We start from the raw sequence: 24547 nt of genomic DNA, 5'->3' as shown, positions 1-24547 counted from the left end.
ACTCGAGGCCGCCCGCGACCGTCTGGTGCCGGACGTGGTCGCGGACGGTCTGCGGGTGCTGTTCTGCGGCATCAACCCGGGCCTGATGACGGCCGCGACCGGCCACCATTTCGCCCGCCCGGGCAACCGCTTCTGGCCCGCGCTGCACCGCTCCGGTTTCACCCCGAGGCAGCTGGCGCCGTCGGAACAGCACGAGCTGCTGTCGTACGGGCTGGGCATCACGAACGTGGTGGCGCGGGCGACCGCGCGGGCCGACGAGCTGAGCGCCGAGGAGTACCGGCAGGGCGGGCGGGAGCTCGCCGTGAAGGTGGGCCGGCTGCGTCCGCGCCTGCTGGCGGTGCTCGGGGTGACCGCGTACCGCGCGGCGTTCGACGACCGCACCGCCAAGGTGGGGCCGCAGGTGCGGACCATCGGCGAGTCCCGGGTGTGGGTGCTGCCCAATCCCAGCGGGCTGAACGCGCACTGGACGCCGACGACGCTCGCGGAGGAGTTCGCCCGGCTGCGGGAGGCGGCCGAGCAGGACTGACGGCACGCGGGAGCGCCCGCGCGGAAGTTGAGGCGCGAAGGTGACGGCGACGCCCGTCGGCTAGGGAGGCGCGGTCTCCGTGACCACGGCCAGCAGCTGGACGGCGCCGCCCGCGTCCCGGTCGGCGAGCGCGACGGCGGCCCAGCGGCCGGTGCCCTGCACCTCCCACAGCCAGGCCACGCCCGCTTCGTGACTGAGCCAGGCCCACGGCTGCGGTACGTCCTCCCGCTCCGTGCGCAGCAGCACCGTCTGCAGGTTCCACGGGTCGACGTCGCCCCAGCGGGAGGCCAGCAGTTCGTACACCGCGTCGCGCTGCTTCTCGAACTGGTCCACCGTCGCCGCCCAGTGCGCCGGGTCGAGGTCCGGGCCGCCGGACTCCAGCACGGCGACATGGTGGCCCGGTCCCGAGAAGCCGACGTCCGACGGGCCGTGCTCCGCCGGGAAGGGCCGGAAGCACAGCTCGTCGATGAGGGCGATGTGCCGGGCGAGGTTCATGGCTCCAGTAAACCCGCCGCCACTGACAGTTGGCGGCGGGTCAGTCGGCCAACCCTCACGCGTCCTGACGGCGGAGCCGCCACGGCCCGGCCAGCAGGGCGGCGGCCGTCCAGCACGCGGTGACGGCACGTCCCGTCCACGGGCCGTCCGGCCGAGATCCTGCACGCGGTGCGACTGATCGCGGAGGGCGAGTCCCTGCTGTTCCCCGCCTCCGTGCGGCAGTTGGCCGCCGAGTACGGCGACGGTGGCGGGAACCGCGCGGCCCGGGCCGTACTGGAGCGCGCCGGGCTCACCGAACGGGAGGGCGACGTGCTCCGGTTGATGGCGCGTGGGCTGTCGAACGCGGAGATCGCCGCGCGGCTGGTGGTCGGCACGGAGACGGTGAAGCCACATGCGAGCGCCGTCCTGGCGAAGCTGGGGGCGCGGGACCGCACGCAGGCGGTGATCACGGCGTACGAGTCGGGTTCGTGGCCCCGGTGAGGGGCCGCGCGGGAGGACGGGCGCGGAGAGCGCCGCCCGGAGGTCGCCGGGGTCCGGCGCGCCGAGTACGATCCGCCCAACACGCGCACGAGCTGGGAGGACGGACGGTGGGTCGGCTGACCGGCGGGGATCCCTCGCTGCTGCGGAGGATCAACTCCGCGGTGGTGCTGCACGCGTTGCGGGCCACGGACTGCGCGACGCTGACCGAGGTGACCCGGGTGACAGGACTGTCCCGGCCGACGGTCGAGGGCGTCGTCGAGGGGCTGATCGAGGCGGGCCTGGTCGTGGAGGCGGCGGCCGACGAGGGCACCGCGCGCCGTCAGGGCCGCCCGGCGCGTCGGTTCCGCTTCCGGGCGGAGGCGGGACATCTGCTCGGCCTGGAGATCGGCGTGCACCGGGTGGCGGCGCTGCTGGCGGACCTGGACGGCCGGGTGATCGGCGCGCAGGTGCGGGACGTGGACGAGACGGTCGACGCCGACGAGCGTCTGGACCGGCTGCGGGCGGCCGTCGCGGAGCTGCTGCGACGGGCCGGGGTGCCGCGCGGCTCGCTGCGGGCGGTCGGCGTGGGCACCCCGGGGATCGTCGACGCGGACGGCACGGTGCGGCTGGGCACGGCGCTGCCCGGCTGGACCGGACTGGGCCTCGGCGAACGGCTGAGCCGCTCCTTCAAGTGCCCGGTGCTGGTGGAGAACGACGCCAACGCGGCGGTGGTCGCGGAGCACTGGAAGGGCTCTGCCAAGGAGACCGACGACGTGGTGTTCGTGCTGGCCGGGCTGAGCCCGGGCGCCGGTTCGCTGATCGGCGGGCGGCTGCACCGCGGGTACGGCGGGGCGGCCGGCGAGATCGGGGCGCTGCACCTGCTGGGCCGGGAGGCGACGCCCGAGACGCTGCTGTCCACCACGGACGAGCCGCTGCACCCGCTGGACGAGCAGGCCGTCGCCGCGGTCTTCGCGCAGGCCCGCGAGGGCGACCAGCGGGCGCTCGCGGCCATGGACCGGTTCATCCAGCGGCTCGTGCACGACGTGGCTGCGCTGGTGCTGGCCCTGGACCCCGAGCTGGTGGTGATCGGCGGCTGGGCGGCCGGCCTGGACGGCGTGCTGGAGCCGCTGCGCCGGGAGCTGTCCCGCTACTGCCTGCGCCCGCCGGAGGTCACCCTGTCCCTGCTGGGCGAGGCGGCGGTGGCCACGGGCGCGGTGCGGCTGGCTCTCGACCACGTCGAGGAGCAGCTGTTCGCGGTGGAGGGCACGGTGACGGCCCGTCGCTGACGGCTGCGCGCCGTGGGGCCGGGCCCCACGGCGCGTCGACGCCTGTCAGGAGGCCTGCCGCTCCGGGCCGTGGTGTATCTCGACACCGCCGGAGTCGCCGAAGGTCAGGCGGCAGGTGTCCGCGCGGTACGTGGCCACCGAGAGTGCGGCGGTGCGGCCGCGGGCGATGTAGCGGGTGGTGACGACGAGGACGGGGGCGCCGGGCAGCCGGTCCAGCTCCTTGGCCTCGTCCGCGCCGGCCGAACCGAGCTCCACCGCGTTCTCCTGCCGCTCCAGCTCCAGGCGCTGCAGCTCGCGCAGCACCGCGCGGGCGCGGGCCGCACCGGAGGGCGCGTCGATGCCGGAGAGGTCGGGCACCGAGGCGGCCGGGATGTACAGCAGCTCGGACGCGACGGGCTGGCCGCGGGAGACGCGGGAGCGCCGCACGATGTGCACGGGCTCGTCGCTGCCGGTCACCAGGACCTCGGCGAGCGCGGCGGACGGCACGTCGAGCCGGCAGTCCACGCTGTGCCAGGCGTCGTGGGGGCCGCCCGGCCAGGCGTGCTGCTCGCTGCCGACGGACACGCCCATGCGCGGCGGGGCGACGGTCGTGCCGACGCCGCGGCGGCGCTGCAGGCGGCCTTCCAGTTCGAGCTGTTCCAGGGCTTGCCGGAGCGTGGCGCGCGCGACGCCGAAGCGGGCGGCGAGATCGCGCTCGTTGGGCAGGATCTCGCCCACGGAGAACTCCGAGTCCAGCGCCTCGCTGAGCACGGTCTTCAGATGCCAGTACTTCGGTTCCGGCACCGATTCCAGCTGCGTGGTCCCCACCCTGTCCTCCACGATCGCCGTGTCCGGCGGCGTTTTAGCGCCCTTGTTTATTAAAGGTTGTTTCACTTCTCTGCGACGATAAGGGCGCCGTGGGACTTGGTCAATACCAATCGGCGCTCCACGGGAAAGCCCCGTCGCGCGGTGCGACGGGGCCCTCCCGGGCGGGCGGGACGTGGTTACCGGAGCGCGGCGAGCGCGGCCAGTTTGTCGGGGTTGCGGACGACGTAGACGGTACGGACGCGGCCCTCGTCGACGTCGAGCTGGACGACCGTGTCGGGCTTGCCGCCGGACAGCACGAGCACCGCGGGCCCGCCGTTGAGTTCCACCAGGAGGACGAAGGCGTCCGGCACGCCCTTGCCGGCCACACCGACGAAGAAACGTCCCACGTGGTCGGCGCCGTCCAGCACCCGCAGGGGGGCGCGAGCCTTGCCGCCGCTGTCGCCGACGAGCCGTACGTCCGGGGCGAGCAGTTCCATCAGGCCCGCGAGATCGCCGCCGGCCGCGGCGGCCAGGAAGCGTTCGGTGAGGGCGCGGCGCCGGGCGGGGTCGACGTCGTAGCGGGGGCGCCGCTCGTCGACGTGCCGGCGGGCGCGGGCGCCGAGTTGGCGGACGGCCGCCTCACCACGGCCGGTCATGGCCGCGATGTCGGCGTAGGGGTGGCCGAAGGCCTCGCGGAGCACGAAGACCGCGCGTTCCAGCGGGGAGAGGGTCTCCATGACCACGAGGACCGCGAGGGAGACGGAGTCGGCGAGCACGGCCCGCTCGGCGGTGTCGGCCACGGTGCCGCCGAAGTCGGTGACGTAGGGCTCGGGCAGCCACGGGCCCACATAGGTCTCGCCGCGCGCCTTGATCCGGCGGAGCCGGTCGATGGCGAGGCGGGTGGTGACGCGCACCAGGAAGCCGCGCGGCTCGCGCACGCCGGACCGGTCGTCGGCGGACCAGCGCAGCCAGGCGTCCTGCACGACGTCCTCCGCGTCGGCCACCCGGCCCAGCATGCGGTAGGCGACGCCCATGAGCAGGGGCCGGTGTTCCTCGAACACCTCGGTCGCGGGGTCCACGGTCACGGCACCATCCCAGCCGACGCGCGCGTGTGTGTCCAGGCGGCTCCAGGGCGCCGGGCCCTCCGGTGGCGGGCGGCGCGGGGGCTACCCGTCGGTAGCAATTGCTGACAAGCTGTCTACGACGTCGGGCGACGTCCGTTCCCGCGAGTCCCGAACGAGGAGCCCTCATGTCCGCGACCGTCTCCTTCAAGGTCACCTCTCCGCAAGGCCCGCACACCGTCACGCTGTCCTACGCGCGCGTGGGCCGTGGCGCCCCGCTGCTCCTGCTGCACGGCATCGGCCACCACCGGCAGGCCTGGGACCCGGTGGTGGACATCCTGGCCACCGAGCGCGAGGTGTTCGCCGTGGACCTGCCGGGCTTCGGCGCCTCCCCCGCCCTCCCGGACGGTCTCGCCCACGACCTGCCCACCATGAACGCCGCGCTCGGCGGTCTGTGCGAGGCGCTGGAGCTGGACCGGCCGCACGTCGCCGGCAACTCCCTCGGCGGTCTGCTGGCCCTGGAGCTGGGCCGCTCACGGCTCGTGCGGTCGGTGACGGCGCTGTCCCCCGCGGGCTTCTGGACCCCGGCCGAACGGCGGTACGCCTTCACGGTGCTGTCCGGCATGCGCGGGATCGCGGAGCGGATGCCGCCGCGGCTGGTGGAGAAGCTGGCCCGGTCCGCGGCCGGCCGGGCCGTGCTGACCAGCACGATCTACGCACGTCCCGGGCGCCGCGCCCCGGAGGCCGTGGTCGCAGAGACCCGGGCGCTCGTCGAGGCGACCGGCTTCGCCCGCACCCTGCGCGCGGGCGGCTCGGTGCGGTTCACCGAGGACGTGCCCGGCATCCCCGTGACGGTGGCCTGGGGTTCACGGGACCGGCTGCTGATCCCCCGTCAGGGCGTCCGCGCCAAGCGGATCATTCCCCGGGCGCGCCTGGTCAGGCTGCCCGGCTGCGGTCACGTCCCGATGAACGACGACCCGGCGCTGGTCGCCCGCGTCATCCTCGACGGCAGCCGCTGACCGGCCCCTGCCCCGGCCGGCGGTCCCCGGGCACCACGGCAGGGTGCCCGGCCGGCCGTCGCCGGACGACGGCATGAAAGGGTGCGGAAGTATTGCCGTACGCGGGCAATGTGGCGGCACGTCTCGTCGTGTCAGGCTTGCGTCGCGCCGGGGGGGTCGGCGACCGGCGCGGGTGCGGCGCGTACGCCTGGTGTGCACGAGGGGGTGTGGCGGTGGGGCGGGAGCGGACGGCGGACGGGCGACGGCGGCACGGCACGATCGGCGCCGCGCGGGCCGCGCTGACGGTGCTGCTGGTGGCCGGACTGGCCCTGGCGGCACTGCTGCTGCGCCCCGACGCGAGCCTGTGGGCCAAGGGCAGCGGGCCGCTCGGCGGCAACCCCGTCCTCGTGTTCGGCCTGGCCCTGCTCGCCCTCTTCGGTGGCCTGTCGCTGCGCGAGAAGTACCGGCAGCGGGTCGACGCCGCCGGCGAACTCGGCCTGGTGCGGGAGCGGGTGACCGACGCCGTGAACCGCGTCCTGCTGGGCGCGTCGCTGGTCGTCCCGCTGCTCGTCCTGGTCCTGCACCGGTTCGGTTCGTCCGGCGACGCCTACGGGCCCGGCGTGGACGACGGCCTCGATGCGCCACCGTTCCCGAGCCCGGCTCAGGACCCCGCGCGCACCCTGCCGCCCCCACGGGACGCCGGGGACACCGGCGACGGCCTGGACCTGGGGCTGACGCGCATCCTGATCGGAATCGGCATCGCCCTGCTCGTCGTGGCCGTCGTGATCGCCGGGCTGCGTCTGTGGCGCCACCTGACCCGGCCGTTGGTGCCCGAGGCCACGGCGACGTACGCGACGCTCGACGACGAGCAGGAACGCCTGGCCCGCGCCGTGGACTCCGGACGCCGTGCCCTGTCGGACGGGGATGACCCCCGCGCCGCCGTCATCGCCTGTTACGCCGCCATGGAGGAGTCGCTCGCCGACTCCGGCGTGGCCCGGCGCGCCTCGGACAGCCCGCGGGACCTGCTGGAGCGGGCCGTCGCCGGGGGCCTGCCCATGGGGGCGGCCGCCGCCGCGCTCACCGCGCTGTTCCGCGAGGCCCGTTACTCCACGCACCCGATGGACGCCGGCCACCGCGACCGGGCCGCCGCCGCGCTCACCGAGATCGCCGACGGTCTGCGCGCGCGGGCCTCGGAACCCGAAGCCGTGGGGGGTACCTCGTGAAGGCGCCCGCCCGGATACGAACCCTGGCCGGCTCGGTGCTCTCCGAGCCCGGTTCGGTGCGCCACTCGCTGGCCGTACTGGGCACCGTCGCGGTCGCGACCGAGGTGCTGCTCGCCCTGGCCGACGGGGCCGCCGCGGCCGCCACCGGCCTCGCCCTGTTCACCGCGGTCGCACTGGGTCTGGGCCGCTACGCCGCGGGCGGTGCCGCCCAGGACAGCGGCTTGCGGGAGCCCGTACGGCTGCTGACCAGCCGGGCACCGGCTCTCGGCGGATGGCGGCGCATCGTCTCCCACACCCTCGCGGACGACGGCGACACGCACCTCGACACCGTCATGCGGCCGCAGTTGCAGCGGCTGTTCGCCGCCCGGCTGGCCGAACGGCACGGCGTACCGATGTACCGGGACCCACGACGTGCCCGGGCACTGGTCGGAGTCGAGTTGTGGCCGTGGATCGATCCCGGTGCGCCCCCTCGCGGCCACGCTCCCCGAGCCCGTCCTGCGCTCCTGCTCGACCGCCTGGAAGCCCTGTGACCGGTGGCGCCGCGTCCGGCCCCGCAGTCCGCGCACCCCGACCCCGCACCGTGAGGAACCGACCGTGACCAGCCCCCACCTCATCCCGGACCACGACACCCTGACACCCCGGCAGGCGGGCGAGCGGGCCGCGGCCGTGCTCGACGAGATCGGCACGGCCGTGGTCGGCAAGAAGGAGCCCCTGGCGCTGGTGATGCTCGGCGTCCTCGCCGGCGGCCACGTCCTCATCGAGGACCTGCCGGGACTCGGGAAGACGCTGCTGGCACGCTCCTTCGCCACCACCCTCGGCCTGGACTTCCGCCGCATCCAGTTCACCCCCGACCTGCTGCCCTCCGACGTCACCGGTGCGCCGTTCTACGACCAGCGGACCGGCGAGATGGTCTTCCGGCCCGGACCGGTCTTCACCCACCTGCTGCTCGCCGACGAGATCAACCGCACCCGCCCAAGACCCAGGCCGCGCTCCTGGAGGCGATGGCCGAGTCCCAGGTGTCCGTCGACGGAAGCACCCGGCCGCTGCCGGAGCCCTTCGTGGTCGTCGCCACCGCCAACCCCATCGAGTACGAGGGCACGTACTCCCTTCCCGAGGCCCAGCTCGACCGGTTCCTGCTGCGGGTGCGGATGGGTTATCTGGAGGCGTCCGAGGAGAAGGGCATGCTGCGCGCGCGGGTCGACCGGGCGGCGCCCGAGGCCGTGCTGCGCACGCTCAGCGGTCCGGACGAGGTGCTGGCCATGCGGGCCGCCGTCGAAGGCGTCGAGGTCGACGACGACCTGCTGGAGTACGTCGTCGCGCTGGTCCGCGCCACCCGCGACCACCCGCACGTCCAGGTCGGCGCCTCCCCGCGCGGCGGCCTGGCCCTGGTGCAGCTCGCCCGCGCCCGTGCCGTCATGGACCTGCGGGACTACGTGACCCCGGAGGACGTCAAGTCCGTGGCGGTGCCCGCCCTCGCGCACCGTGTCACCCTCAAGCCGGAGCTGTGGGTCCGGCAGATCGACGGCGACGACGTGATGCGCGAGATCGTGCGGTCCGTGCCCGCCCCGCAGACCGTGCCGCGCACGCCGATCGCGTCATGACGGACCACGTCCCGGACCGCAGGGCGGCCGCCGCCGTGCGGCGGGCCCTGGTCGGCCGTCACGACGTGACCGCCCAGCCACCGCCGCCGCCCCCGTCCGGCCTGCGCGCGAGTGAACGCGCGCTGCGGCTGGGCACGTTGGCCGTCGTCGCGCTGGCCGCCGCGCTCGTCACCGGGCACCCCTGGGTCCTCGCTCTCGCCGCACCGCCCCTGGTGCTGCTCGCCCTCGGCCTGCCGGGAGGGCCGCGCCCGGAGGCGGTGACGGCCGAGGCCGAGGTGGAGCCGCGGCGGCTCTTCGAGGGCGAGCGGGTGAGGGTGCGGATCGCGGTGTCCTACGACGGTGCGACCGGCCGCCTGGACCCCGGCATCACCCTCGGTCACGGGGTCCGGCTCGACCGTCTCGCGGTCGGCGCGCACCACGTCGATCTCGTCCTGACCGCCCGGCGCTGGGGCCGCTGGTCGCTCGGCACGGTCGACGTCGACGTCTACGACCAGGGCGGGCTGGCGCGGCGCACGGTGCGGGCCGAACTCGGGGAGATCGCCGTGTTCCCGCTGCCCGGACACGCCGGCCTCACGCCGATCCCGGTCCGGCTGCCGCAACGGCTCGGCGAGCACGCCGCCGTGCAGCGCGGTGAGGGCGTCGAGGTCACCGGCGTGCACCCGTACGTGCGCGGTGACCGGCAGCGGCGGATCCACTGGCCGGCCACCACCCGGCGCGGGTCCCTGCAGGTGCACCAGTTCGCCGCGGAGCGCGCGGCCGACACCGTGGTGCTGCTCGACGTCCTCGCCGACGTGGTCGACCCGGCCACCGGCGCGTCCTCGCTCGACGAGACCTTCCGGGCCGCCGCCGGGCTGGTCCGCGCCTACCTGCGCACCCACGACCGGGTCGGTGTCGTGTCGGTCGGCGGCACCACCCGCTGGCTGCAACCGGGCAGCGGCCAGGGGTACCTCTACCGCATCGTCGAGAGTGTGCTGGAGGTCCGCAAGGACCGCGCGCACCGCACGGAGGGGCTCGGCCTGCTCCCCCCGCCCGCGCTGCCGGAAGGAGCGCTGGTGTACGTCATGACGCCGCTGACGGACCAGCGGATCTTCGACGTCCTGCACCAGGTGCGCGGGCGGGCCAACCCGATGGTCGTCGTCGAGATCCCCGCAGGCGAGCCGGTCGTGGAACCCGGCGACGCCGAAGGCGAGCTCGCGCTGCGGCTGTGGCGGGCCGACCGGGACGCCATGCGCTTCACCCTGGTGGAGCGCGGCATCGCGGTCGTCGCCCACCGGCCCGGTGAGAGCCTCGACCTCGCTCTCGCGCCGCTGCTCCGCACCCGCATCCACGGGGGGTCCCGATGACCACCGGCCCCGTCCGGACCGCCCGGCCGGGCACGGCTTCGGCCGACAGCCCGGTCGCCCGGCTCCTCACCCGTCTCACGTCCCGCGTCACGGACCGCCTCCTCGGCACGGCCCTGGCCGTCGCCGCCTGCGACCCGCCGGCCGCGCTGCACGCGTCGCCGCTGGTCAAGATGCTGGTCGTGGGGGCGGCGGCGGCCGCGTGGTGGGCCGCTCCGATGGTCGACGCCCGCCCCGTCCTGACGTCCATGCGCCTACGGTCACTGGCGGCCCGCCGCAGGACGACCGTGCTGCCGGCGGCGGCGATCGCGGTCGCCGCGTTCACCGGCCCGCCCTTCTGGCTGGTCGTCTGCGTCGCCGCCCTGCTGCTCGCCTATCTGCTCGTCACCGACCCGTGGACCGCCGGCGTCACCGCCCCGGCCGGGTACCCCCGGGCGGCACCCGCGGCGGCGGCCGCCGCCGCGACCGCGGTGGTCCTGCTCGTCGCCCAGGCGCCGGTCGCGGGGACATCGTGGGCACGGCTGCCCGCCTCACTCGCCGTCGCGGCGACCGTGGTGTGCCTGGTGCTGGCGCTGCGCGCCCGTCGCCGCCCGCCCGGCTGACCGCCTGGATCACCGGCGGGTCCGGCGCGCGCTGTCAAGTGACCGCATCGCGGCCGGGCTTCGCCGGTCGGTACCGCAGAAATTCGGACAGAAGCACGCTTTACTCGTCAGTCACAGTACGTTCGTGATCACGAAACACGGTTCCTTCACAGTGACGGTATGAGTCGAGACATGTCTGATGTGACGAACGACCGTGACGGAGGGCGCGCGGCGGCCCGCTGGAACCCGATGGCCCGCGCCGCGCGGTGCGGGGAGGCGTTCCACGCATGGTGGGCACGCCGCCACGGCCACGCGCCGCCGGCGCACGATACCGGCGACGCCCCGCCGTTGCCCGAGCCGACGGTGGTCGAGAGCGTGCTGTGGCGGATGCGGACGACGGTGCGGGACGAACCGGGTGCGCTGGCGGCCCTGTGCACGGCGCTGGCCGAGCGGCGGATCGACATCCTGAGCCTGCAGACGCACCCGCTGGGCGCGCACACCGTCGACGAGTTCCTGCTGCGGGCACCGGCCGGTGCGGACCTCGTCGCCGCGGTGACGGCGGGCGGGGGCGCGGACACCTGGGCCGAGCGGGCCGACGCGCACGACCTGGTGGACGGACCGACCCGGATGCTCGGCCTGGCCGCCCGCACCGCGACGGACGCTGCGGAACTGCCGCTCGCGCTGCGGCAGTTGCTGGGGCGCTGCACCATCCGTTCGCAGCCCGCCGGTCGCGCGACGGCCGGCGCGGTCCCGCCGGAGGGCTCGCTGGAGGACACCGTGATCCGGCTGCGCGACCCGGAGGGCGGTGTGATCACCGTGGAGCGCCCCTATCTGCCCTTCACCCCGACGGAGTTCGCCCGCGCCCGGGCCCTGGTGGAGCTGGACGCCCGGCTCGGACCGCGGATGCCGCGCGGCCGTGACGTGCTGACGCTGCCCGAGGGCGGTGACATCTCCGTGCGCCGGGCGGACACCGCCGACCTGGAGGCCGCGCGGGCGATGCACGAGCGGTGCTCCACCGAGACGCTGCGCCGCCGCTACCACGGGCCCGTCGGGGACGCGAGCCGCTACCTCAGCCACCTGCTCAGCCCGCGCTTCGGCCGCACCCTCGCCGCGCAGACCGCGTCGGGCCGCATCGTCGCCCTCGGCCACCTGCTGTGGGACGGCGACGAGACCGAGGTCGCGCTGATCGTCGAGGACGCATGGCAGCGACGGGGCGTCGGCGCCGAACTGCTCTCCCGCCTCGTGGGGATGGCGGTCGAGGCGGGCTGCGCCCACGTGTACGCCGTGACCCAGGCCTCCAACACCGGCATGGTCGCCGCGATGCGCGGCCTGGGCCTCCCGCTCGACTACCAGGTCGAGGAGGGCACCCTGGTGATCACCGCCCGCCTGACCCCGGCCCCGGCGGCGCGCCCCACGCCGGAACCCGGCGAACGGGTCACCCGGTCCTGACCGGCCCCCCGCCCCCGCAACGAGAAACGGCCCGGCACACCGCGGTGTGCCGGGCCGTCCCCCGTTCATCCGGGCCATGGGCCCGGTCGGCGCTCCCCCGCGCGTGAACGCGGACCCCGGGGGCCGTCCGCAAGCAGGCGGAGGGCGGCAGCCCACACCGCACCCGCAGGCCGTCACTCCTGGCCGGGGCCGACCCCGGCCGGCTCCGAGCCCCGCGCGTCCGAGGCACCCGGCCTGAGCCGTCGCCCCTTGTCCACGCAGCGCGTGCGCGGACGTCGGTCCTGGACCGACACCTGCGGGCGAGTGGGATTTCGACCTGCGGCCGGTGCGTCGCACGCCGACTCAGGCCCCTCGTGCCGGATCCCCTGCGCAGCGGGCCGGCGGCCCGGCCACGCCGCACGCGTGCGACGCCCGGCACGTTCGGCGAGAGACGCGCGCACCGCGGTGCGGGCCCCCGAGCCTCGGCACCAACAGGCGACCATGCCTGGGTCGGCGTCCCATCGACGGGGCCGGGTGCCCGACCGGGCTCCCGGTCGGTCCCGCCGGCCTCCGTGGCAGCGGGGCCCTCAGCCCTGGGCCATGGCCTCGTGCCGGGCAGGACGGGCGGGCGTCGCGCCGAGTGCGCCGTCGAGGTCGGTCCAGAGGTCCTCGACGTCCTCCAGGCCGACCGAGAGGCGCAGCAGTCGGTCGGAGACGCCGGCGTCCCTGCGGTCGTCGGCGTCGACGATGCGGTGGCTGATGGACGCCGGGTGCTGGATGAGCGAGTCCACGCTGCCGAGGCTCACCGCCGGGGTGACCAGCCGGACGCCCGCGATCACCTCGTGAGGGTCGCCGTGCACCTCGAAGGAGACCATCGCCCCGCCGATGCTCGGGTAGTGGACCCGGGCCACCCGCGGGTCCGCGGCGAGGCGGGCGGCGAGCTCGGCGGCGTTCGCCGACGCGGCCCGTACCCGGACCGGGAGGGTGGACAGGCCCCGCAGCAGCAGGTAGCCGGCCAGCGGGTGCAGCACCCCGCCGGTGGCGAACCGTACCTGCCGCAGCCGCCCGGCGAACTCCTCGTCGCAGGCCACCACGCCCGCCAGGACGTCACCGTGCCCGCCGAGGTACTTGGTGGCGCTGTGCAGCACCAGCCGCGCCCCGTGCTCGGCCGGACGCTGCAGCACCGGCGTGGCGAAGGTGTTGTCGACGAGCAGCGGCACGGAGCCGCAGGCGTGGGCGACGGCCCGCAGGTCGATCTCGGCGAGCGTGGGGTTGGCGGGCGTCTCCACCAGCACCAGACCGGTGTCCGGACGGAGCGCGTCGGCGACCCCGGCCGGGTCGGTCCACGTGACCTCCGAGCCGAGCAGCCCGGCGGTCAGCAGGTGGTCGCTGCACCCGTACAGCGGGCGTACGGCGACGACGTGCCGCAGGCCCATGGAGCCGCGGACCAGCAGCACGGCGCTGAGCGCGGCCATGCCGCTGGCGAACGCGACCGCAGCCTCCGTCCCCTCCAGTCGCGCGAGGGCGGTCTCGAAGCGGGCGACGGTGGGGTTGCCGAGCCGTCCGTAGACGGGCGGGCCGTCCGGTTCGGCGCCGGTCGCGGCGAAGGCGTCGATGCGGGCGGCCTCGGCCCGGCTGTCGTACGACGGGTAGGTGGTGGACAGGTCGATCGGCGGGGCGTGCAGTCCGAGTCCGGCGAGGTCGTCCCGGCCGGCGTGCACGGCCTCGGTGGCGAGTGCTCTGGTGGTGCGTCGCGTGTCCATGCCGTTGTCCATGGCGCTCAGGGTGAACACCGAACGGTTCTACGCGGCGGTGCCCCGTGCTACGTTCGGCGCGTGGCCGAATCTGTCGTACTGGATCCGGTGGACCTCCATCTGCTGCGGCTGTTGCAGAACGACGCCCGGACGACGTACCGGGACCTCGCCGCGCAGGTCGGGGTCGCGCCGTCGACCTGCCTGGACCGGGTGACCCGGCTGCGCCGCTCCGGCGTGATCCTCGGGCACCGGCTGGAACTCGACCCGGCGAAGCTCGGCCGAGGTCTCCAGGCGCTGCTGTCGGTCCAGGTGCGGCCGCACCGGCGGGAGTTGGTGGGGCCGTTCGTGGAGCGGATCCGGGCGCTGCCCGAGTCGCTGACCGTGTTCCACCTGACCGGCCCGGACGACTACCTGGTGCATGTCGCGGTCGCCGACATGACGGATCTGCAGCGGCTGGTCCTCGACGAGTTCACCTCGCGGCGGGAGGTGGCGCGGGTGGAGACCCGGCTGATCTTCCAGCGGTGGGACTGCGGTCCGATGCTGCCGCCTTCGCCCTCGGCTCAATCCGGGTGACGTGCGGCGGACGTCGTACCAGGATGGTCCGCATGTCACCAACCAACAGCGCGCTCCCCCGTCAGGTCGCCGACTCCTACGTCGACGAACTCATCGCCCTCGATCCGATCACCGGGACGTACCTCGGCGTCAAGGAGAGTTCCTCCCGGCTGCCCGATCTCTCGCCCGCCGGTCAGGAGGCGGTCGCCGGGCTGCTCAGGACGACCCTCGCGCGGCTCGACGAGGCCGAGCGGCTGCCCGGCGCGGACAGCGACGCCGAGCGCCGCTGCGCCCGGCTGCTGCGGGAGCGGCTGACCGCCGAACTCGCCGTGCACGAGGCCGACGAGCACCTGCGCGCGGTCGGCAACCTGGGCACGGTCGCGCATTCGGTGCGTGAGGTGTTCACGGTGACCCCGGCGGAGACCGAGGAGGACTGGCGGGCGATCGCGGAGCGGCTGCGCGCGGTGCCGGCCTCGCTGGCCGGGTACCGGGAGTCGCTGGAACTGGGCCTGGAGCGCAAGCTGTACGCGGCGCCGCGCCCGACCGGGACGTTCGTCGGGCAGCTCGGCGAGTGGGCGGACACCGGCAGGGGCCGCGGCTGGTTCGAGGACTTCGCCGCCGCCGGCCCGGACGCGCTACGCGCGGAGCTCGAGGAGGGCGCCCGCGCGGCGACCGCGGCCGTGGTGGAGCTGCGGGACTGGCTGCGGGACGTGTACGCCCCGGCGATCGAGGGCGCGCCGAACACGGTCGGGCGGGAGCGCTACGCCCGCTGGTCCCGCTACTACAACGGCACCGACCTGGACCTGGACGAGGCGTACGCGTACGGCTGGTCCGAGTACCACCGGCTGCTGGGCGAGATGAGGAAGGAGGCCGAGAAGATCCTTCCGGGGGCCCGGACCCCGTGGGTGGCGCTGGCCCACCTCGACGAGCACGGCCGGCACATCGAGGGCGTGGACGAGGTCCGCGACTGGCTGCAGGGCCTGATGGACCAGGCGATCGACCGGCTCGACGGCACGCACTTCGACCTCGCCGAACGGGTGCGGAAGGTGGAGTCACGGATCGCCCCGGCGGGCAGCGCGGCGGCGCCGTACTACACGCAGCCGTCGGAGGACTTCTCCCGGCCGGGCTGCACCTGGCTGCCCACGATGGGGCTGACCCGTTTCCCGGTGTACGACCTGGTGTCCACCTGGTACCACGAGGGCGTCCCCGGCCATCACCTCCAGCTGGCGCAGTGGGTGCACGTGGCGGAGACCCTCTCCCGCTACCAGGCCACCGTCGGCATGGTCAGCGCCAACTGCGAGGGCTGGGCGCTGTACGCGGAGCGGCTGATGGACGAGCTGGGCTTCCTGACGGACGCGGAGGAACGGCTCGGGTACCTGGACGCGCAGATGATGCGGGCGACCCGGGTCATCGTCGACATCGGCATGCACCTGGAGCTGGAGATCCCCGCGGACTCGCCGTTCCACCCGGGCGAGCGGTGGACACCGGAGCTGGCGCAGGAGTTCTTCGGCGCGCACAGCAGCCGCCCGGCGGACTTCGTGGAGAGCGAGCTGACCCGCTATCTGACGATCCCGGGGCAGGCGATCGGCTACAAGCTCGGTGAGCGGGCCTGGCTGCTGGGCCGGGAGAAGGCCCGGGAGCGGCACGGCGACGCCTTCGACCTCAAGTCCTGGCACATGGCCGCGCTGTCCCAGGGATCGCTGGGCCTGGACGACCTGGTGGACGAACTGGCGGCGCTGTAGGGCCGGTTCAGGGGTTCAGCGCCGGAAGCCGCCCTCGGAGTCGATGACCTGGCCGGTGATCCAGCCCGCCTCGTCCGTGGCCAGCCACGCGATGAGGCGGGCCGGGTCGTCGGGCATGGCCCAGTGCCCGGCGGGGAAGCGTGCGGCGATCGCGTCGTAGACCTCGCCGGTGAGGTAATCGGTGTCGACGGGGCCGGGGTTGACGGTGTTCACGGTGACCGCGTGGTCGGCCAGCGTGGTCGCCAGGGACCGGGTGACGGAGGCCAGGGCGCCCTTCTGAAGGGCGTAGGCGATCTCGCCGGGCATGCCGCCGGCGATGTCCTGCCCGGACGTCATCATCGTCACGCGTCCGCCGGGGGTGCCCGGGGGCAGCGTGGCCCGGTGCCGGGCGTGGGCCTGGACGAGCAGCAGCACGGAGCGGGTGTCGACGGCCCAGTGCGCGTCGAGCATGGCGGCGTCGACGGTGTCGAGGTCGCCGTCGGAGCCGCTGAGGGCGTGGTTGGCGACGAGGACGTCGAGGCGTCCGCCGAGCGCCTCGACGGCGCGGGCGTGCAGGGCGGCCGGTTCGTCGGGGTCGCCGAGGTCGCCGGGTCCGGCGACCACCCGCGCGCCGGGGTCGCCGAGGGCCTGCCGCACGGAGGCGGTCACGTCCTCGATCCGGTCGGCGCCCCAGGGCATGGCGGCGTCGTGGGGCACATGATGGTGCAGATAGACGCTCGCGCCGTACGCGGCCAGCCGGCGGGCCACGGCGTGACCGATGCCGCCGCGCCGGCTCGCACCCGTCACCAGGGCGGTGCGGCCCCGCAGCGGCAGCGGGTCACGGCGGAGATCCTCGGGCGGGGGCGGGGGAAGCTTCGGCATGATCCCCATGATGGGTCGTGCCGCCGGCGAGGGCACCCGAACAACGGCGCCCGCGGGTCAGGACAGCGGCCGGAGCTCCACCAGGACCAGCCAGGTCTCCGGACCGGGGCTGACCTGTGCGGCGCGCAGGGAGTAGGGGCCAGGGGCGAGGGCGAGACGGGCGTGGTCGGTGCCGGCGGCGTGCGTGCCGGGCCAGGCCGCGTCGAACAGCACGACGGGACCGGGCACCTTCCACCGCGTCTCCTGTTGCCACTGGGCGGTCGCGAGCGCGGCGGGGACGCTCGCCAGCAGGTCCTCCTCCGCGTGTCCGGCGATCCAGCGGACGAGGACGGAGTGCTCGGGGAGGAAGGCGGTGGCGGCGGGTTCGTCGCCCAGGACGAGGGCGGCGGCGTCGCCGACCGGGAGGAGCCCGACGAGTCCGTCGACCTCGCAGGCCCGGTCGTAGTCCGATTCCGTCTCCTCGCCGTCGGCTCCCGTCCAGAACGGCAGCACCGTCTCCGGCACCGCGACGAGCGGCCCGCCGCCCGACTCCACCCACTCGACCGTGCCCGGCTCCGCGTATCGCTCCATGGCGGCACAACCTATCGGCTCGACCGCCTTACCGGACGGGCGGGTTCAGCATCCGCACGCGTCGCCCGTCAGGGGTGCCGTCAAGGGATCGGGGGCGCGGCGCTCGCGGCCCCGCGCGGTCTCGAACGCGAAGCCCTCACGCACCCAGTACTCGAAGCCGCCGAGCATCTCCTTGACCCGGTACCCGAGTTCGGCGAGGGCGAGCGCGGCGCGGGCGGCGCCGTCGCAGCCGGGCCCCCAGCAGTACGTCACGACCGGCACGGACGGGTCCAGGAGTGCGGCGGCCCGCTCGGGGATGTGGGCGGTGGGCAGGTGCACCGCACCGGGCACGTGGCCCTGGTCCCACGCCTCGGCGGAACGGGAGTCCACCAGGACGAAGCCGGGGTCGCCGCCGGCCTCCAGCGCTGCGGCCACGTCGGAGACGTCGGTGTGCAGGGCGAGACGCGCGCGGAAGTGGGCGGCGGCCGCGGCCGGAGAGGCGGGGGCGTCGCGCAGGACGGAATTCACGGTGGTGGTCATGGGAGGGAAACTACGGTCGCGCGGTGCGGCCCTGAAGGGACGATCCCCGGCCCCACCCTTGATCTGCCGACGAGATCCCTGGTAGTTCTCGGGAATGACCGCGTATTCCCCGGACGCCACGGACTGGCGCATCCTCGACGTCCTCCAGCGGGACGGAAGGGCCAGTTACGCCGAGCTCGCCCGCGCCGTGTCGATGTCCGCGAGCGCGGTCACCGAGCGGGTGCGGCGACTGGAGGAGGCCGGGGTCATCCAGGGCTACGCGGCGGTGGTGGACCCCGAGCGGCTCGGACTGCCGGTCCTGGCGTTCGTGCGGCTGCGCTACCCGACCGGCAACTACAAGCCGTTCCACGACCTCGTCGCCGCCACGCCCGAGATCCTGGAGGCTCATCACGTGACGGGCGACGACTGCTTCGTCCTGAAGGTCGCCGCGCGGTCCATGCGGCATCTGGAGGAGGTCTCGGGGCGGATCGGCGCGCTCGGTTCGGTGACCACCAGCGTGGTCTACTCCTCGCCGCTGCCGCGCCGTCCCGTGGGCCGCTGACCCGGCCCCGTCACGCCCCGCGCTGCCGCAGCCGCGAACCGGACCGCCCCTTCTCGACCTCCAGTTGGGCGTGTACGCGGCGGCGCAGGTCGGCGACGTGGCTGACGATCCCCACGCTGCGGTCGCGCTCGCGCAGGGAGTCGAGGACGTCGAGCACCTCGTCGAGGGTCTGGTCGTCGAGGCTGCCGAAGCCCTCGTCGATGAACAGCGTGTCCAGCCTGACCCCGCCCGCCTCGTCGGTCACCACGTCCGCGAGACCGAGCGCGAGGGCCAGGGAGGCGAAGAAGGTCTCCCCGCCCGAGAGGGTCGCGGTGTCTCGTTCCCGGCCGGTCCAGGCGTCGACGACGTGCAGTCCGAGGCCGCTGCGGCCGCGGCCGGCGCGGTCGTCGGAGTGGACGAGGGTGTAGCGGCCGGACGACATGCGCAGCAGTCGCGCGGTCGCGGCGGCGGCGACCTGTTCCAGGCGCGCGGCGAGGACGTACGACTCCAGGCGCATCCGTCGTTCGTTCTCCGCGGAGGTGCCCGCGGTGAGGGCGGCCATGCGAGCCACCCGGTCGTACTCCTCGCGCAGCGGGCCGAGCCGGCGCACCGAGGCGGCGGCGCGGGCGGAGAGCCGGTCCAGTTCGGCGCAGCGGCGGGCGGCGGCGTCGCGGGCGGAGGCCGCCTCGCGGACGGCACGGTCGGCGTCCTCGGCGGCGCTCCGGGCGGCGGTGAGATCGGCGGCGGGCTGCCGGGCGGCGGCCACGGTCTCCGGTTCGGCGAGGACGGCGCGGACGGCGGCCTCCTCGTCCTGCCAGGCGTCCAGGCGCCGTTGCAGATCGCGGTGCGCGGCGTCGTCCAGGAGGGCGTCCGCGGCGGCCTGCGGGGTGTCGAAGCCGGCGCGGAAGGCGGCGTCCGCGAGGCGGGCGTCGGCGTCCTTGAGCCTCCGGGCGGCGGCCTCGGCGGTCCGGGCCGCGTCGGTGGCGTCGGTGAGCAGGGCGACGTCGCGTTCGAGCTGCCCGGCGCGCACGGCCACGCTCGGGGCGTCCCCCCGGGCGTGGGTCAACTCCGTCTCCAGGGAGACCCGTTCGAGGTCGAGGCGCTCCCGGTGACCGACGCGGGCGGCGGCCCTGACCTCCGCGTCGCGCTGGGCGGCCGTGCGCAGTTCGTGTTCACGCTCCGCGGCACGCAGCTGTTCCTGGGCGGCGTGCAGGGTGGAGGCGGCGTCCCTCGCCCGCGCGTACTCCTCCTCCGACTCGTCGAGCTCGCGGGCGAGTCGCTCGGTCGGGGTGTCCCCGGCTCCGGCGCCCGCCGCGGCCAGTTCCTCCCGTACGGCGGAGAGCCGCCGGTCCGCCTCGGTGCGCCGGTCCTCGGCGCGCTGGTAGGCGGTGAGGGCGCGTTCCTCGGTCTCGCGGTCGACGTGCCCGGCGTCCCTGCGGGCCGGGGCGGGGTGTTCGGTGGCGCCGCAGACCGCGCACGGGGCCCCGTCGGAGAGGCCGGCGGCCAGTTCCGCGGCGATGCCGTTCAGCCGCTGTTCCTTGAGGTCGAGCCAGTGCTGCCGGGCCGCCAGTGCCTGTTCCCGGGCGGCGCGGGCCTGTTCGGCTGCCGTGCCGGCGTCCCGGGTCAGCCGGTCCCGGGTCCGGGCCGCCTCCAGGCGGCGTCGGGCGGTGTCGCGCTGTCCGGCGAGTTCCCCGGCCCGGGCCGCGGCCTGCTGTGCGGACGCGATGCGGTCCTGGAGGGCGGTGCGGGTGGCCTCCCAGTCGGCGAGCCAGGTCTCCGTGTCTTCCCGCGCCTCCTCGTCGGCGCGTTCCTGACGGTCCAGGTCCGCGCGCTCGTCGAGGAGTTCGGCGAGGCGCCGTTCGGCGCGGCGGGCCGACTCCAGTCCGCCCAGTTCCTCGGCGGCCCGGCGGGCCGCCGCCGCGAGCCCGTCCACGCCGGCGTCCGTGAGGAACGCGGGGAGCAGGGCGCGGGCGTGCACCTCGGCGTCGGCCGCCCGGCGGTGCTCGGCGTCGGCGGAGTCCCGCAGGTCCAGGGCGGGGGCGACGGTCTCGGCCTTGCGGGCCCGCTCCATGCGGTCCTGTGCCTCACGGTGGGCGCCGGAGCGCTCCCGCAGCCGCTCGGCGCGCTCCCGCGCCTCGGCGAACCGGCGTTGCAGCCGGTGCCGTTCGCGCTCCTCGTCCAGGGTGCGCGATGCCTCCGCGCGGACGGATTCGGCGGTGGCGAGCCGGCAGTGGGCGGCGGTGAGCTGTTCGCGGGCGGTGCTGCGGGCGACGGCGGCCGCGGTCAGCACGGCCTCGGCGAGGCCCGGTTCGCCCGGGGTCAGCTCGGGCAGTTCCATGGTGCCGTCCGCGGCCTGCTGCATGCGGTGGGCGTCGGCGAGCAGGTCGGCGTCGCCGTCGCGCACCCGGGACTCGGCGGCCCGGCGGCGTTCGGCGAGGCGCTTCTCCACCTCGGCGAAGCGGTGCGTGTCGAAGAGGCGGCCGAGCAGCTTGCCGCGGGCCTCGGCATCGGCGCGCAGGAAGCGGGCGAAGTCGCCCTGCGGCAGCAGCACCACCTGGCAGAACTGCTCCCGGCTCATGCCGAGGAGCTGGGTGATCTCCTCGCCGATCTCCTGGTGCGAGCGGCTGAGGTCCTTCCAGGTCCCGGAGGCGGCGTCGCGCTCCCGCAGCCAGGTCTGGGCCTTGTCGACGGTGCTGCCGGTGCCGCGCTTCTTCGGGCGCTCCCAGGGCGGCTGCCGGGTGATCTCCAGGCGGCGTCCGGCGACGGTGAGGTCGAGGGTGACGGAGGTGCGGGTGCCGGGTGCGGCGTGATCGCTGCGCAGGGTGATGCCCTGGCCGCCCTGGCGGGCGCCGGGGACGGAGCCGTAGAGGGCGTAGCAGACGGCGTCCAGGACGGAGGTCTTGCCGGCGCCGGTGGGGCCGTGCAGCAGGAACAGGCCGGCGGTGGACAGGGCGTCGAAGTCGACGCTCTGGGTGGTGCCGAAAGGTCCGAAGGCGGTGATGTCGAGCCGGTGCAGCCTCACCGGGCCACCTCCCGCACGGCTTCGTCGGCGCGGACGGCGTCGAAGGCGTCGCGGAGCACGGACCGCTCACGGGGGTCGGGTCCGGCACCGCGGACGTGGGCGACGAAGTCCTCGGCGATCTGCTGGTCGTCTCGGCCGGCGAGGCGGCGGGCGTAGGAGACGTCGGGGTCGTCCGGCGGCCGGTCCGGGTCGAAGACGAGGGCGAGGGTGTGCGGGAACCGCTCGGTGAGCCGGGCCATCGGGTCGGCGGGGCGGACCGGGTCGGTGAGGGTCGCCTCGACCCACGCCTCCTCGTGCCGGGTGAGCGCGGGGTCGGCGAGGAGGTCCTCGAGGGTGCCGCGGACGCGGGCCAGGGGGCGTGGCACGGGGCAGTCGACGCGCTCGGCGGTGACGGTCCCGCCGGCGTCGAGGTCGACGAGCCACATGCTCTTGCGGTGCCCGGCCTCGGAGAAGGAGTAGGGCAGCGGGGAGCCGGAGTAGCGGACGCGGTCGGTGAGGGTCTGGCAGCCGTGCAGATGGCCGAGCGCCACGTAGTCGACGCCGTCGAACACGGCGGCGGGCACGGACGCGACACCGCCGACGGCGATGTCCCGTTCGCTGTCGCTCGGTTCGCCGCCGGTGACGAAGGCGTGGGCGAGGACGACGGAGCGGGTGCCGGCCGGGCGGGCGGCGAGGTCGGCGCGTACCCGGTCCATGGCGGCGGCGAGCACCGTCTCGTGCCCCGGCCGCTCCACGCCCAACGCGTCCCGCACCAGGGCCGGTTCCAGGTACGGCAGGCCGTAGAAGGCGACGTCCCCGTGCGCGTCGGACAGCATCACGGGGGTGCCGCACGCGGAGGGGTCGGTGCGCAGGTGGATGCCGGCGCGGCCCATGAGTCCGGAGCCGACGCGGGCGGAGTCGTGGTTCCCGGAGATCATCACCGTGGGCACGCCCAGGGCGGCGAGCCGGTGCAGCGCGTCGTCGAACAGCTCGACCGCGGCGAGCGGCGGCACGGCACGGTCGTACACGTCCCCCGACACCACCACCGCGTCCACCTCGCGCTCGCGAGCGGTGGTGACGAGGTGGCCGATGAAGTCGGCCTGGGCACCGAGCATGCCGACCCGGTGGAAGGACCGGCCGAGGTGCCAGTCGGACGTGTGCAGGAATCTCATGACCCCGGCAGCCTAACCGGCGCCTCGGACAGCGCGGGCGGTTGCTCCCGTAACACCCGTCATGACCCGAACCGGTATGCCCGTTATCTCCGCGAGAGGGGTGATACGGACGGGGCGTCAGGCGTCTCCGTACGCCTCCCCGCCGAGTTCAAGGCGGGCGCTGCCTGCCGTGGCGTCGGCGAGCCAGGAGCGGAAGGCGTCCACGTCGGCGTCCGGGAGGCCGATCTCGATGGTGACCTCCTCGCCGTAGCGGACGTCGCGCACCTCGCGGCCGGTGGCGCGCAGGTCGTTCTGCACCCTGCCGGCCCGCTGGTGGTCGACGGTCACGGTGGCCAGCCGGAAGCGTCGCCGGGTGATCGTGCCGAGGGTGTCCAGTGCCTCTCCTACGGCGCCGCCGTAGGCGCGGATGAGTCCGCCGGCGCCGAGCTTGACGCCGCCGTAGTAGCGGGTGACGACGGCGACGACGTACCGCATGTCGCGGCGCAGCAGCATCTGCAGCATGGGGACGCCGGCGGTGCCGCCCGGCTCCCCGTCGTCGCTGGCCTTCTGGACGGAGGCGTCGGCGCCGATGACGTACGCCCAGCAGTTGTGGGTGGCGTCGGCGTGCTCCTTGCGGACGGCGGCGACGAAGTCCTGCGCCTCCTGCTCGGTGGCCGCCGGGGCGAGGGCGCACAGGAAGCGGGAGCGGTTGATCTCGGTCTCGTGCACACCCGCGCGGGCCACGGTGCGGTACTCGTCCTGCATCCGCCCAGCCTATGCGCCCCTGGTCAGCGTCTGCCCCGGGGGACGGTGAGGGAGGTCAGCAGGGCGCCGCCCGGGTGGAGGTCGCGCCAGGTGGCGCCGCGCCAGTCGAGCACCGCGACGGCGGAGGTGGGGAACTTGGCGCGGACCCGGTCCAGGGTGTCGTCGAGGCCGTCGTCGGCGAGGGTGAGCACGAGGTCCGCCAGGCCCGGGTTGTGGCCGACGAGCAGCAGCGTCTCCACCTCGGCGGGCACCTCGCGGACCACGGTCAGGAGGCCGGGGACGTCCGCGTGGTAGAGGCGCGGGTCGTGCCGGACCGGCGGGGGTGTGCCCCACTGTTCGGCGGCCAGCTCCCAGGTGCGGCGGGCGCGGACGGCCGTGGAGCACAGGGCGAGGCCGGGCAGGCAGTCCGCGGCGGCGAGCGCCCGGCCGGCGGCGGGGGCGTCCCTGCGGCCGCGGGCGGACAGGGGGCGCTCGTGGTCGGTGACGCCTGCCGGCCGGGCCGACTTGGCGTGCCGCAGGACGACCAGCCGGCGCAGCGGTCCCGCGGCGGAGCGCTCGATCATGCCGGGTTCCCCAGGTCGCGGGCGAGGTCGAGGCCGAGCAGCCGGTCGGCGTAGGCGTACGTCTCGAAGCGGGCGCCGTCGGCCAGGCCGGGTCCGGACTCCACCGCGCGCAGGACGTCCAGCACGGCGGCCGTGTCCAGGTCGTCCTCCCAGGCGGCGCGCAGGTCCGCGCGCACCGTGTCGGGCACGGGACGGGAGGGGCGCCGCGCCCAGTCGGCGACGGCGCGGCGCCAGCGGGCGAGGGTGTCACCGGCCTCCGTCAGGGCCCCCGCGTCGACCCGCACGGGCGTACGCCGGGGGTGTGCGAGCAGGGCGAGGCGCAGCGCGGCCTGGTCGGTCCCGTCCGGCGGGCCGGGCGCCTCCCACCGCACGGGGGCGACGGCGATCCGTACGCCGTCGGGTTCCGGGCCGTCCTCGCCCACCACGTGCAGCACCTGTGCCTCGCCCAGGCCTGCGCCGCTGTCCCCACCCTCCTCGAAGGGCCGGACGCCGAGGGCGACGCCCGCCGCGCGCAGCTCCTCGCGCTGCCGTTCGCCGCGGAGCAGCCCCCACACCGGTGTGCCGCCGAGTTCCAGGGCGCGCACGAGGAGGTCCGCGGCGAGCAGCACACGGAGGTTCGTCAGGTCGAGCCCCTGGGTGTGGGCCTCGACGCGGGTCAGGCCCCGGCGGGCCGGGGCGGCGTCCACGGGCTCGCCGGTTCGGGCGTCGGTGATGCGCAGCACGAGGCGAGCGTAGGCGTGCGAGCGGGCGCACGCAGGTATCTCG

The 24547-nt window shown here is 75.3% G+C and carries 23 protein-coding genes and 2 pseudogenes; 13 read left to right on the top strand and 12 right to left on the bottom strand.

Features of this window, described 5'->3' with window-relative positions; genetic code table 11:
- The first annotated feature begins 25 nt into the window (after positions 1 to 25).
- Positions 26 to 526, top strand: coding sequence for a G/U mismatch-specific DNA glycosylase (gene mug, locus F3L20_RS11385; RefSeq protein ID WP_150154134.1), 501 nt, complete (start codon positions 26 to 28; stop codon positions 524 to 526).
- Between the two features lie 60 nt (positions 527 to 586).
- Here mug and F3L20_RS11380 read toward each other — a convergent pair whose 3' ends face one another.
- On the bottom strand, positions 587 to 1021 hold the full coding sequence (locus F3L20_RS11380) for a hypothetical protein (RefSeq protein WP_145826073.1): 435 nt from the start codon (positions 1019 to 1021) through the stop codon (positions 587 to 589).
- A gap of 144 nt (positions 1022 to 1165) precedes the next feature.
- On the opposite strand from F3L20_RS11380, the pseudogene F3L20_RS11370 reads away from it, so the two are divergent.
- Together F3L20_RS11370 and F3L20_RS11365 are read left to right on the top strand one after the other, a co-directional pair.
- Positions 1166 to 1501, top strand: a pseudogene (locus F3L20_RS11370) (response regulator transcription factor); the annotation flags it as partial.
- Positions 1502 to 1608: 107 nt separating this feature from the next.
- Positions 1609 to 2766: an ROK family transcriptional regulator gene (locus F3L20_RS11365; protein ID WP_024884885.1), complete on the top strand. Its 1158-nt coding sequence runs from the start codon at positions 1609 to 1611 to the stop codon at positions 2764 to 2766.
- A gap of 45 nt (positions 2767 to 2811) precedes the next feature.
- Here the strand turns inward: F3L20_RS11365 and F3L20_RS11360 are convergent, their stop codons facing one another.
- Positions 2812 to 3573 carry a GntR family transcriptional regulator gene (locus F3L20_RS11360; protein ID WP_150154133.1) on the bottom strand — a complete coding sequence of 254 codons (762 nt, stop codon included), beginning with the start codon at positions 3571 to 3573 and terminating at the stop codon, positions 2812 to 2814.
- A gap of 176 nt (positions 3574 to 3749) precedes the next feature.
- Positions 3750 to 4637 (bottom strand): RNA polymerase sigma-70 factor, encoded by an 888-nt coding sequence (locus F3L20_RS11355; RefSeq protein WP_150154132.1) that lies wholly within the window; start codon positions 4635 to 4637, stop codon positions 3750 to 3752.
- Between the two features lie 164 nt (positions 4638 to 4801).
- Between F3L20_RS11355 and F3L20_RS11350 the strand changes: the two genes are divergently transcribed.
- From F3L20_RS11350 to F3L20_RS11320, 7 genes and pseudogenes are all read left to right on the top strand, one after another.
- A complete protein-coding gene (locus F3L20_RS11350; RefSeq protein WP_150154131.1) occupies positions 4802 to 5632 on the top strand; it encodes an alpha/beta fold hydrolase in 831 nt (276 codons plus the stop codon).
- Positions 5633 to 5844: 212 nt separating this feature from the next.
- Complete coding sequence (locus F3L20_RS11345; protein ID WP_240810877.1) at positions 5845 to 6834, top strand: DUF4129 domain-containing protein; 990 nt, start codon at positions 5845 to 5847, stop codon at positions 6832 to 6834.
- Positions 6831 to 7364, top strand: coding sequence for a hypothetical protein (locus F3L20_RS11340; protein WP_150154129.1), 534 nt, complete (start codon positions 6831 to 6833; stop codon positions 7362 to 7364). The genes F3L20_RS11345 and F3L20_RS11340 overlap by 4 nt, the downstream gene beginning before the upstream one ends.
- Before the next feature lie 64 nt (positions 7365 to 7428).
- A pseudogene (locus tag F3L20_RS11335) lies at positions 7429 to 8435 on the top strand (AAA family ATPase).
- Positions 8432 to 9778 carry a DUF58 domain-containing protein gene (locus tag F3L20_RS11330; RefSeq protein WP_150154128.1) on the top strand — a complete coding sequence of 449 codons (1347 nt, stop codon included), beginning with the start codon at positions 8432 to 8434 and terminating at the stop codon, positions 9776 to 9778. The pseudogene F3L20_RS11335 and the gene F3L20_RS11330 overlap by 4 nt, the downstream one beginning before the upstream one ends.
- Entirely contained in the window at positions 9775 to 10377 is a 603-nt protein-coding gene (locus tag F3L20_RS11325; RefSeq protein WP_150154127.1) for a hypothetical protein, read from the top strand. The genes F3L20_RS11330 and F3L20_RS11325 overlap by 4 nt, the downstream gene beginning before the upstream one ends.
- 159 nt (positions 10378 to 10536) lie before the next feature.
- On the top strand, positions 10537 to 11805 hold the full coding sequence (locus tag F3L20_RS11320) for a GNAT family N-acetyltransferase (protein WP_150154126.1): 1269 nt from the start codon (positions 10537 to 10539) through the stop codon (positions 11803 to 11805).
- Positions 11806 to 12371: 566 nt separating this feature from the next.
- On the opposite strand, the gene F3L20_RS11315 is transcribed toward F3L20_RS11320, so the two are convergent.
- Positions 12372 to 13559 (bottom strand): trans-sulfuration enzyme family protein, encoded by a 1188-nt coding sequence (locus F3L20_RS11315; protein WP_150157297.1) that lies wholly within the window; start codon positions 13557 to 13559, stop codon positions 12372 to 12374.
- Positions 13560 to 13619: 60 nt separating this feature from the next.
- Between F3L20_RS11315 and F3L20_RS11310 the strand changes: the two genes are divergently transcribed.
- Together F3L20_RS11310 and F3L20_RS11305 are read left to right on the top strand one after the other, a co-directional pair.
- Positions 13620 to 14111, top strand: coding sequence for an Lrp/AsnC family transcriptional regulator (locus F3L20_RS11310; RefSeq protein ID WP_024884874.1), 492 nt, complete (start codon positions 13620 to 13622; stop codon positions 14109 to 14111).
- Positions 14112 to 14143: 32 nt separating this feature from the next.
- Positions 14144 to 15832 (top strand): DUF885 domain-containing protein, encoded by a 1689-nt coding sequence (locus F3L20_RS11305; protein ID WP_150154125.1) that lies wholly within the window; start codon positions 14144 to 14146, stop codon positions 15830 to 15832.
- 15 nt (positions 15833 to 15847) lie between these two features.
- Here F3L20_RS11305 and F3L20_RS11300 read toward each other — a convergent pair whose 3' ends face one another.
- Genes F3L20_RS11300 through F3L20_RS11290 form a run of 3 tightly spaced genes read right to left on the bottom strand, consistent with a single transcriptional unit; the run spans position 15848 to position 17782 of the window.
- A complete protein-coding gene (locus F3L20_RS11300; RefSeq protein ID WP_150154124.1) occupies positions 15848 to 16693 on the bottom strand; it encodes an SDR family oxidoreductase in 846 nt (281 codons plus the stop codon).
- Between the two features lie 57 nt (positions 16694 to 16750).
- Positions 16751 to 17263 (bottom strand): immunity 21 family protein, encoded by a 513-nt coding sequence (locus tag F3L20_RS11295; RefSeq protein WP_150154123.1) that lies wholly within the window; start codon positions 17261 to 17263, stop codon positions 16751 to 16753.
- 45 nt (positions 17264 to 17308) lie between these two features.
- Positions 17309 to 17782, bottom strand: coding sequence for a rhodanese-like domain-containing protein (locus F3L20_RS11290; protein WP_150154122.1), 474 nt, complete (start codon positions 17780 to 17782; stop codon positions 17309 to 17311).
- 94 nt (positions 17783 to 17876) lie between these two features.
- Here F3L20_RS11290 and F3L20_RS11285 point away from each other — a divergent pair, with 94 nt between their 5' ends.
- On the top strand, positions 17877 to 18323 hold the full coding sequence (locus F3L20_RS11285) for an Lrp/AsnC family transcriptional regulator (protein ID WP_150154121.1): 447 nt from the start codon (positions 17877 to 17879) through the stop codon (positions 18321 to 18323).
- A gap of 10 nt (positions 18324 to 18333) precedes the next feature.
- On the opposite strand, the gene F3L20_RS11280 is transcribed toward F3L20_RS11285, so the two are convergent.
- From F3L20_RS11280 to F3L20_RS11260, 5 genes are all read right to left on the bottom strand, one after another.
- Positions 18334 to 21324, bottom strand: coding sequence for an AAA family ATPase (locus tag F3L20_RS11280; RefSeq protein ID WP_150154120.1), 2991 nt, complete (start codon positions 21322 to 21324; stop codon positions 18334 to 18336).
- Positions 21321 to 22475: an exonuclease SbcCD subunit D gene (locus F3L20_RS11275; RefSeq protein WP_150154119.1), complete on the bottom strand. Its 1155-nt coding sequence runs from the start codon at positions 22473 to 22475 to the stop codon at positions 21321 to 21323. The genes F3L20_RS11280 and F3L20_RS11275 overlap by 4 nt, the downstream gene beginning before the upstream one ends.
- 117 nt (positions 22476 to 22592) lie before the next feature.
- Positions 22593 to 23219, bottom strand: coding sequence for a YigZ family protein (locus F3L20_RS11270; protein WP_150154118.1), 627 nt, complete (start codon positions 23217 to 23219; stop codon positions 22593 to 22595).
- A gap of 23 nt (positions 23220 to 23242) precedes the next feature.
- Positions 23243 to 23782 carry a SixA phosphatase family protein gene (locus F3L20_RS11265; protein ID WP_150154117.1) on the bottom strand — a complete coding sequence of 180 codons (540 nt, stop codon included), beginning with the start codon at positions 23780 to 23782 and terminating at the stop codon, positions 23243 to 23245.
- Complete coding sequence (locus F3L20_RS11260; protein WP_206338887.1) at positions 23779 to 24504, bottom strand: hypothetical protein; 726 nt, start codon at positions 24502 to 24504, stop codon at positions 23779 to 23781. The genes F3L20_RS11265 and F3L20_RS11260 overlap by 4 nt, the downstream gene beginning before the upstream one ends.
- Positions 24505 to 24547 lie beyond the last annotated feature (43 nt).

The organism is Streptomyces tendae, from assembly GCF_008632955.1.
Classification (GTDB): domain Bacteria; phylum Actinomycetota; class Actinomycetes; order Streptomycetales; family Streptomycetaceae; genus Streptomyces.
This window is presented reverse-complemented; position numbering and strand designations above follow the sequence as displayed.

Bases quoted from the DNA above. Each gene is read 5' to 3' on its own strand.
- F3L20_RS11380 (WP_145826073.1), bottom strand. From the start codon at position 1,021: ATGAACCTCGCCCGGCACATCGCCCTCATCGACGAGCTGTGCTTCCGG.
- F3L20_RS11350 (WP_150154131.1), top strand. From the start codon at position 4,802: ATGTCCGCGACCGTCTCCTTCAAGGTCACCTCTCCGCAAGGCCCGCAC.
- F3L20_RS11330 (WP_150154128.1), top strand. From the start codon at position 8,432: ATGACGGACCACGTCCCGGACCGCAGGGCGGCCGCCGCCGTGCGGCGG.
- F3L20_RS11325 (WP_150154127.1), top strand. From the start codon at position 9,775: ATGACCACCGGCCCCGTCCGGACCGCCCGGCCGGGCACGGCTTCGGCC.
- F3L20_RS11320 (WP_150154126.1), top strand. From the start codon at position 10,537: ATGAGTCGAGACATGTCTGATGTGACGAACGACCGTGACGGAGGGCGC.
- F3L20_RS11315 (WP_150157297.1), bottom strand. From the start codon at position 13,559: ATGGACAACGGCATGGACACGCGACGCACCACCAGAGCACTCGCCACC.
- F3L20_RS11305 (WP_150154125.1), top strand. From the start codon at position 14,144: ATGTCACCAACCAACAGCGCGCTCCCCCGTCAGGTCGCCGACTCCTAC.
- F3L20_RS11300 (WP_150154124.1), bottom strand. From the start codon at position 16,693: ATGCCGAAGCTTCCCCCGCCCCCGCCCGAGGATCTCCGCCGTGACCCG.
- F3L20_RS11295 (WP_150154123.1), bottom strand. From the start codon at position 17,263: ATGGAGCGATACGCGGAGCCGGGCACGGTCGAGTGGGTGGAGTCGGGC.
- F3L20_RS11290 (WP_150154122.1), bottom strand. From the start codon at position 17,782: ATGACCACCACCGTGAATTCCGTCCTGCGCGACGCCCCCGCCTCTCCG.
- F3L20_RS11285 (WP_150154121.1), top strand. From the start codon at position 17,877: ATGACCGCGTATTCCCCGGACGCCACGGACTGGCGCATCCTCGACGTC.
- F3L20_RS11275 (WP_150154119.1), bottom strand. From the start codon at position 22,475: ATGAGATTCCTGCACACGTCCGACTGGCACCTCGGCCGGTCCTTCCAC.
- F3L20_RS11270 (WP_150154118.1), bottom strand. From the start codon at position 23,219: ATGCAGGACGAGTACCGCACCGTGGCCCGCGCGGGTGTGCACGAGACC.
- F3L20_RS11265 (WP_150154117.1), bottom strand. From the start codon at position 23,782: ATGATCGAGCGCTCCGCCGCGGGACCGCTGCGCCGGCTGGTCGTCCTG.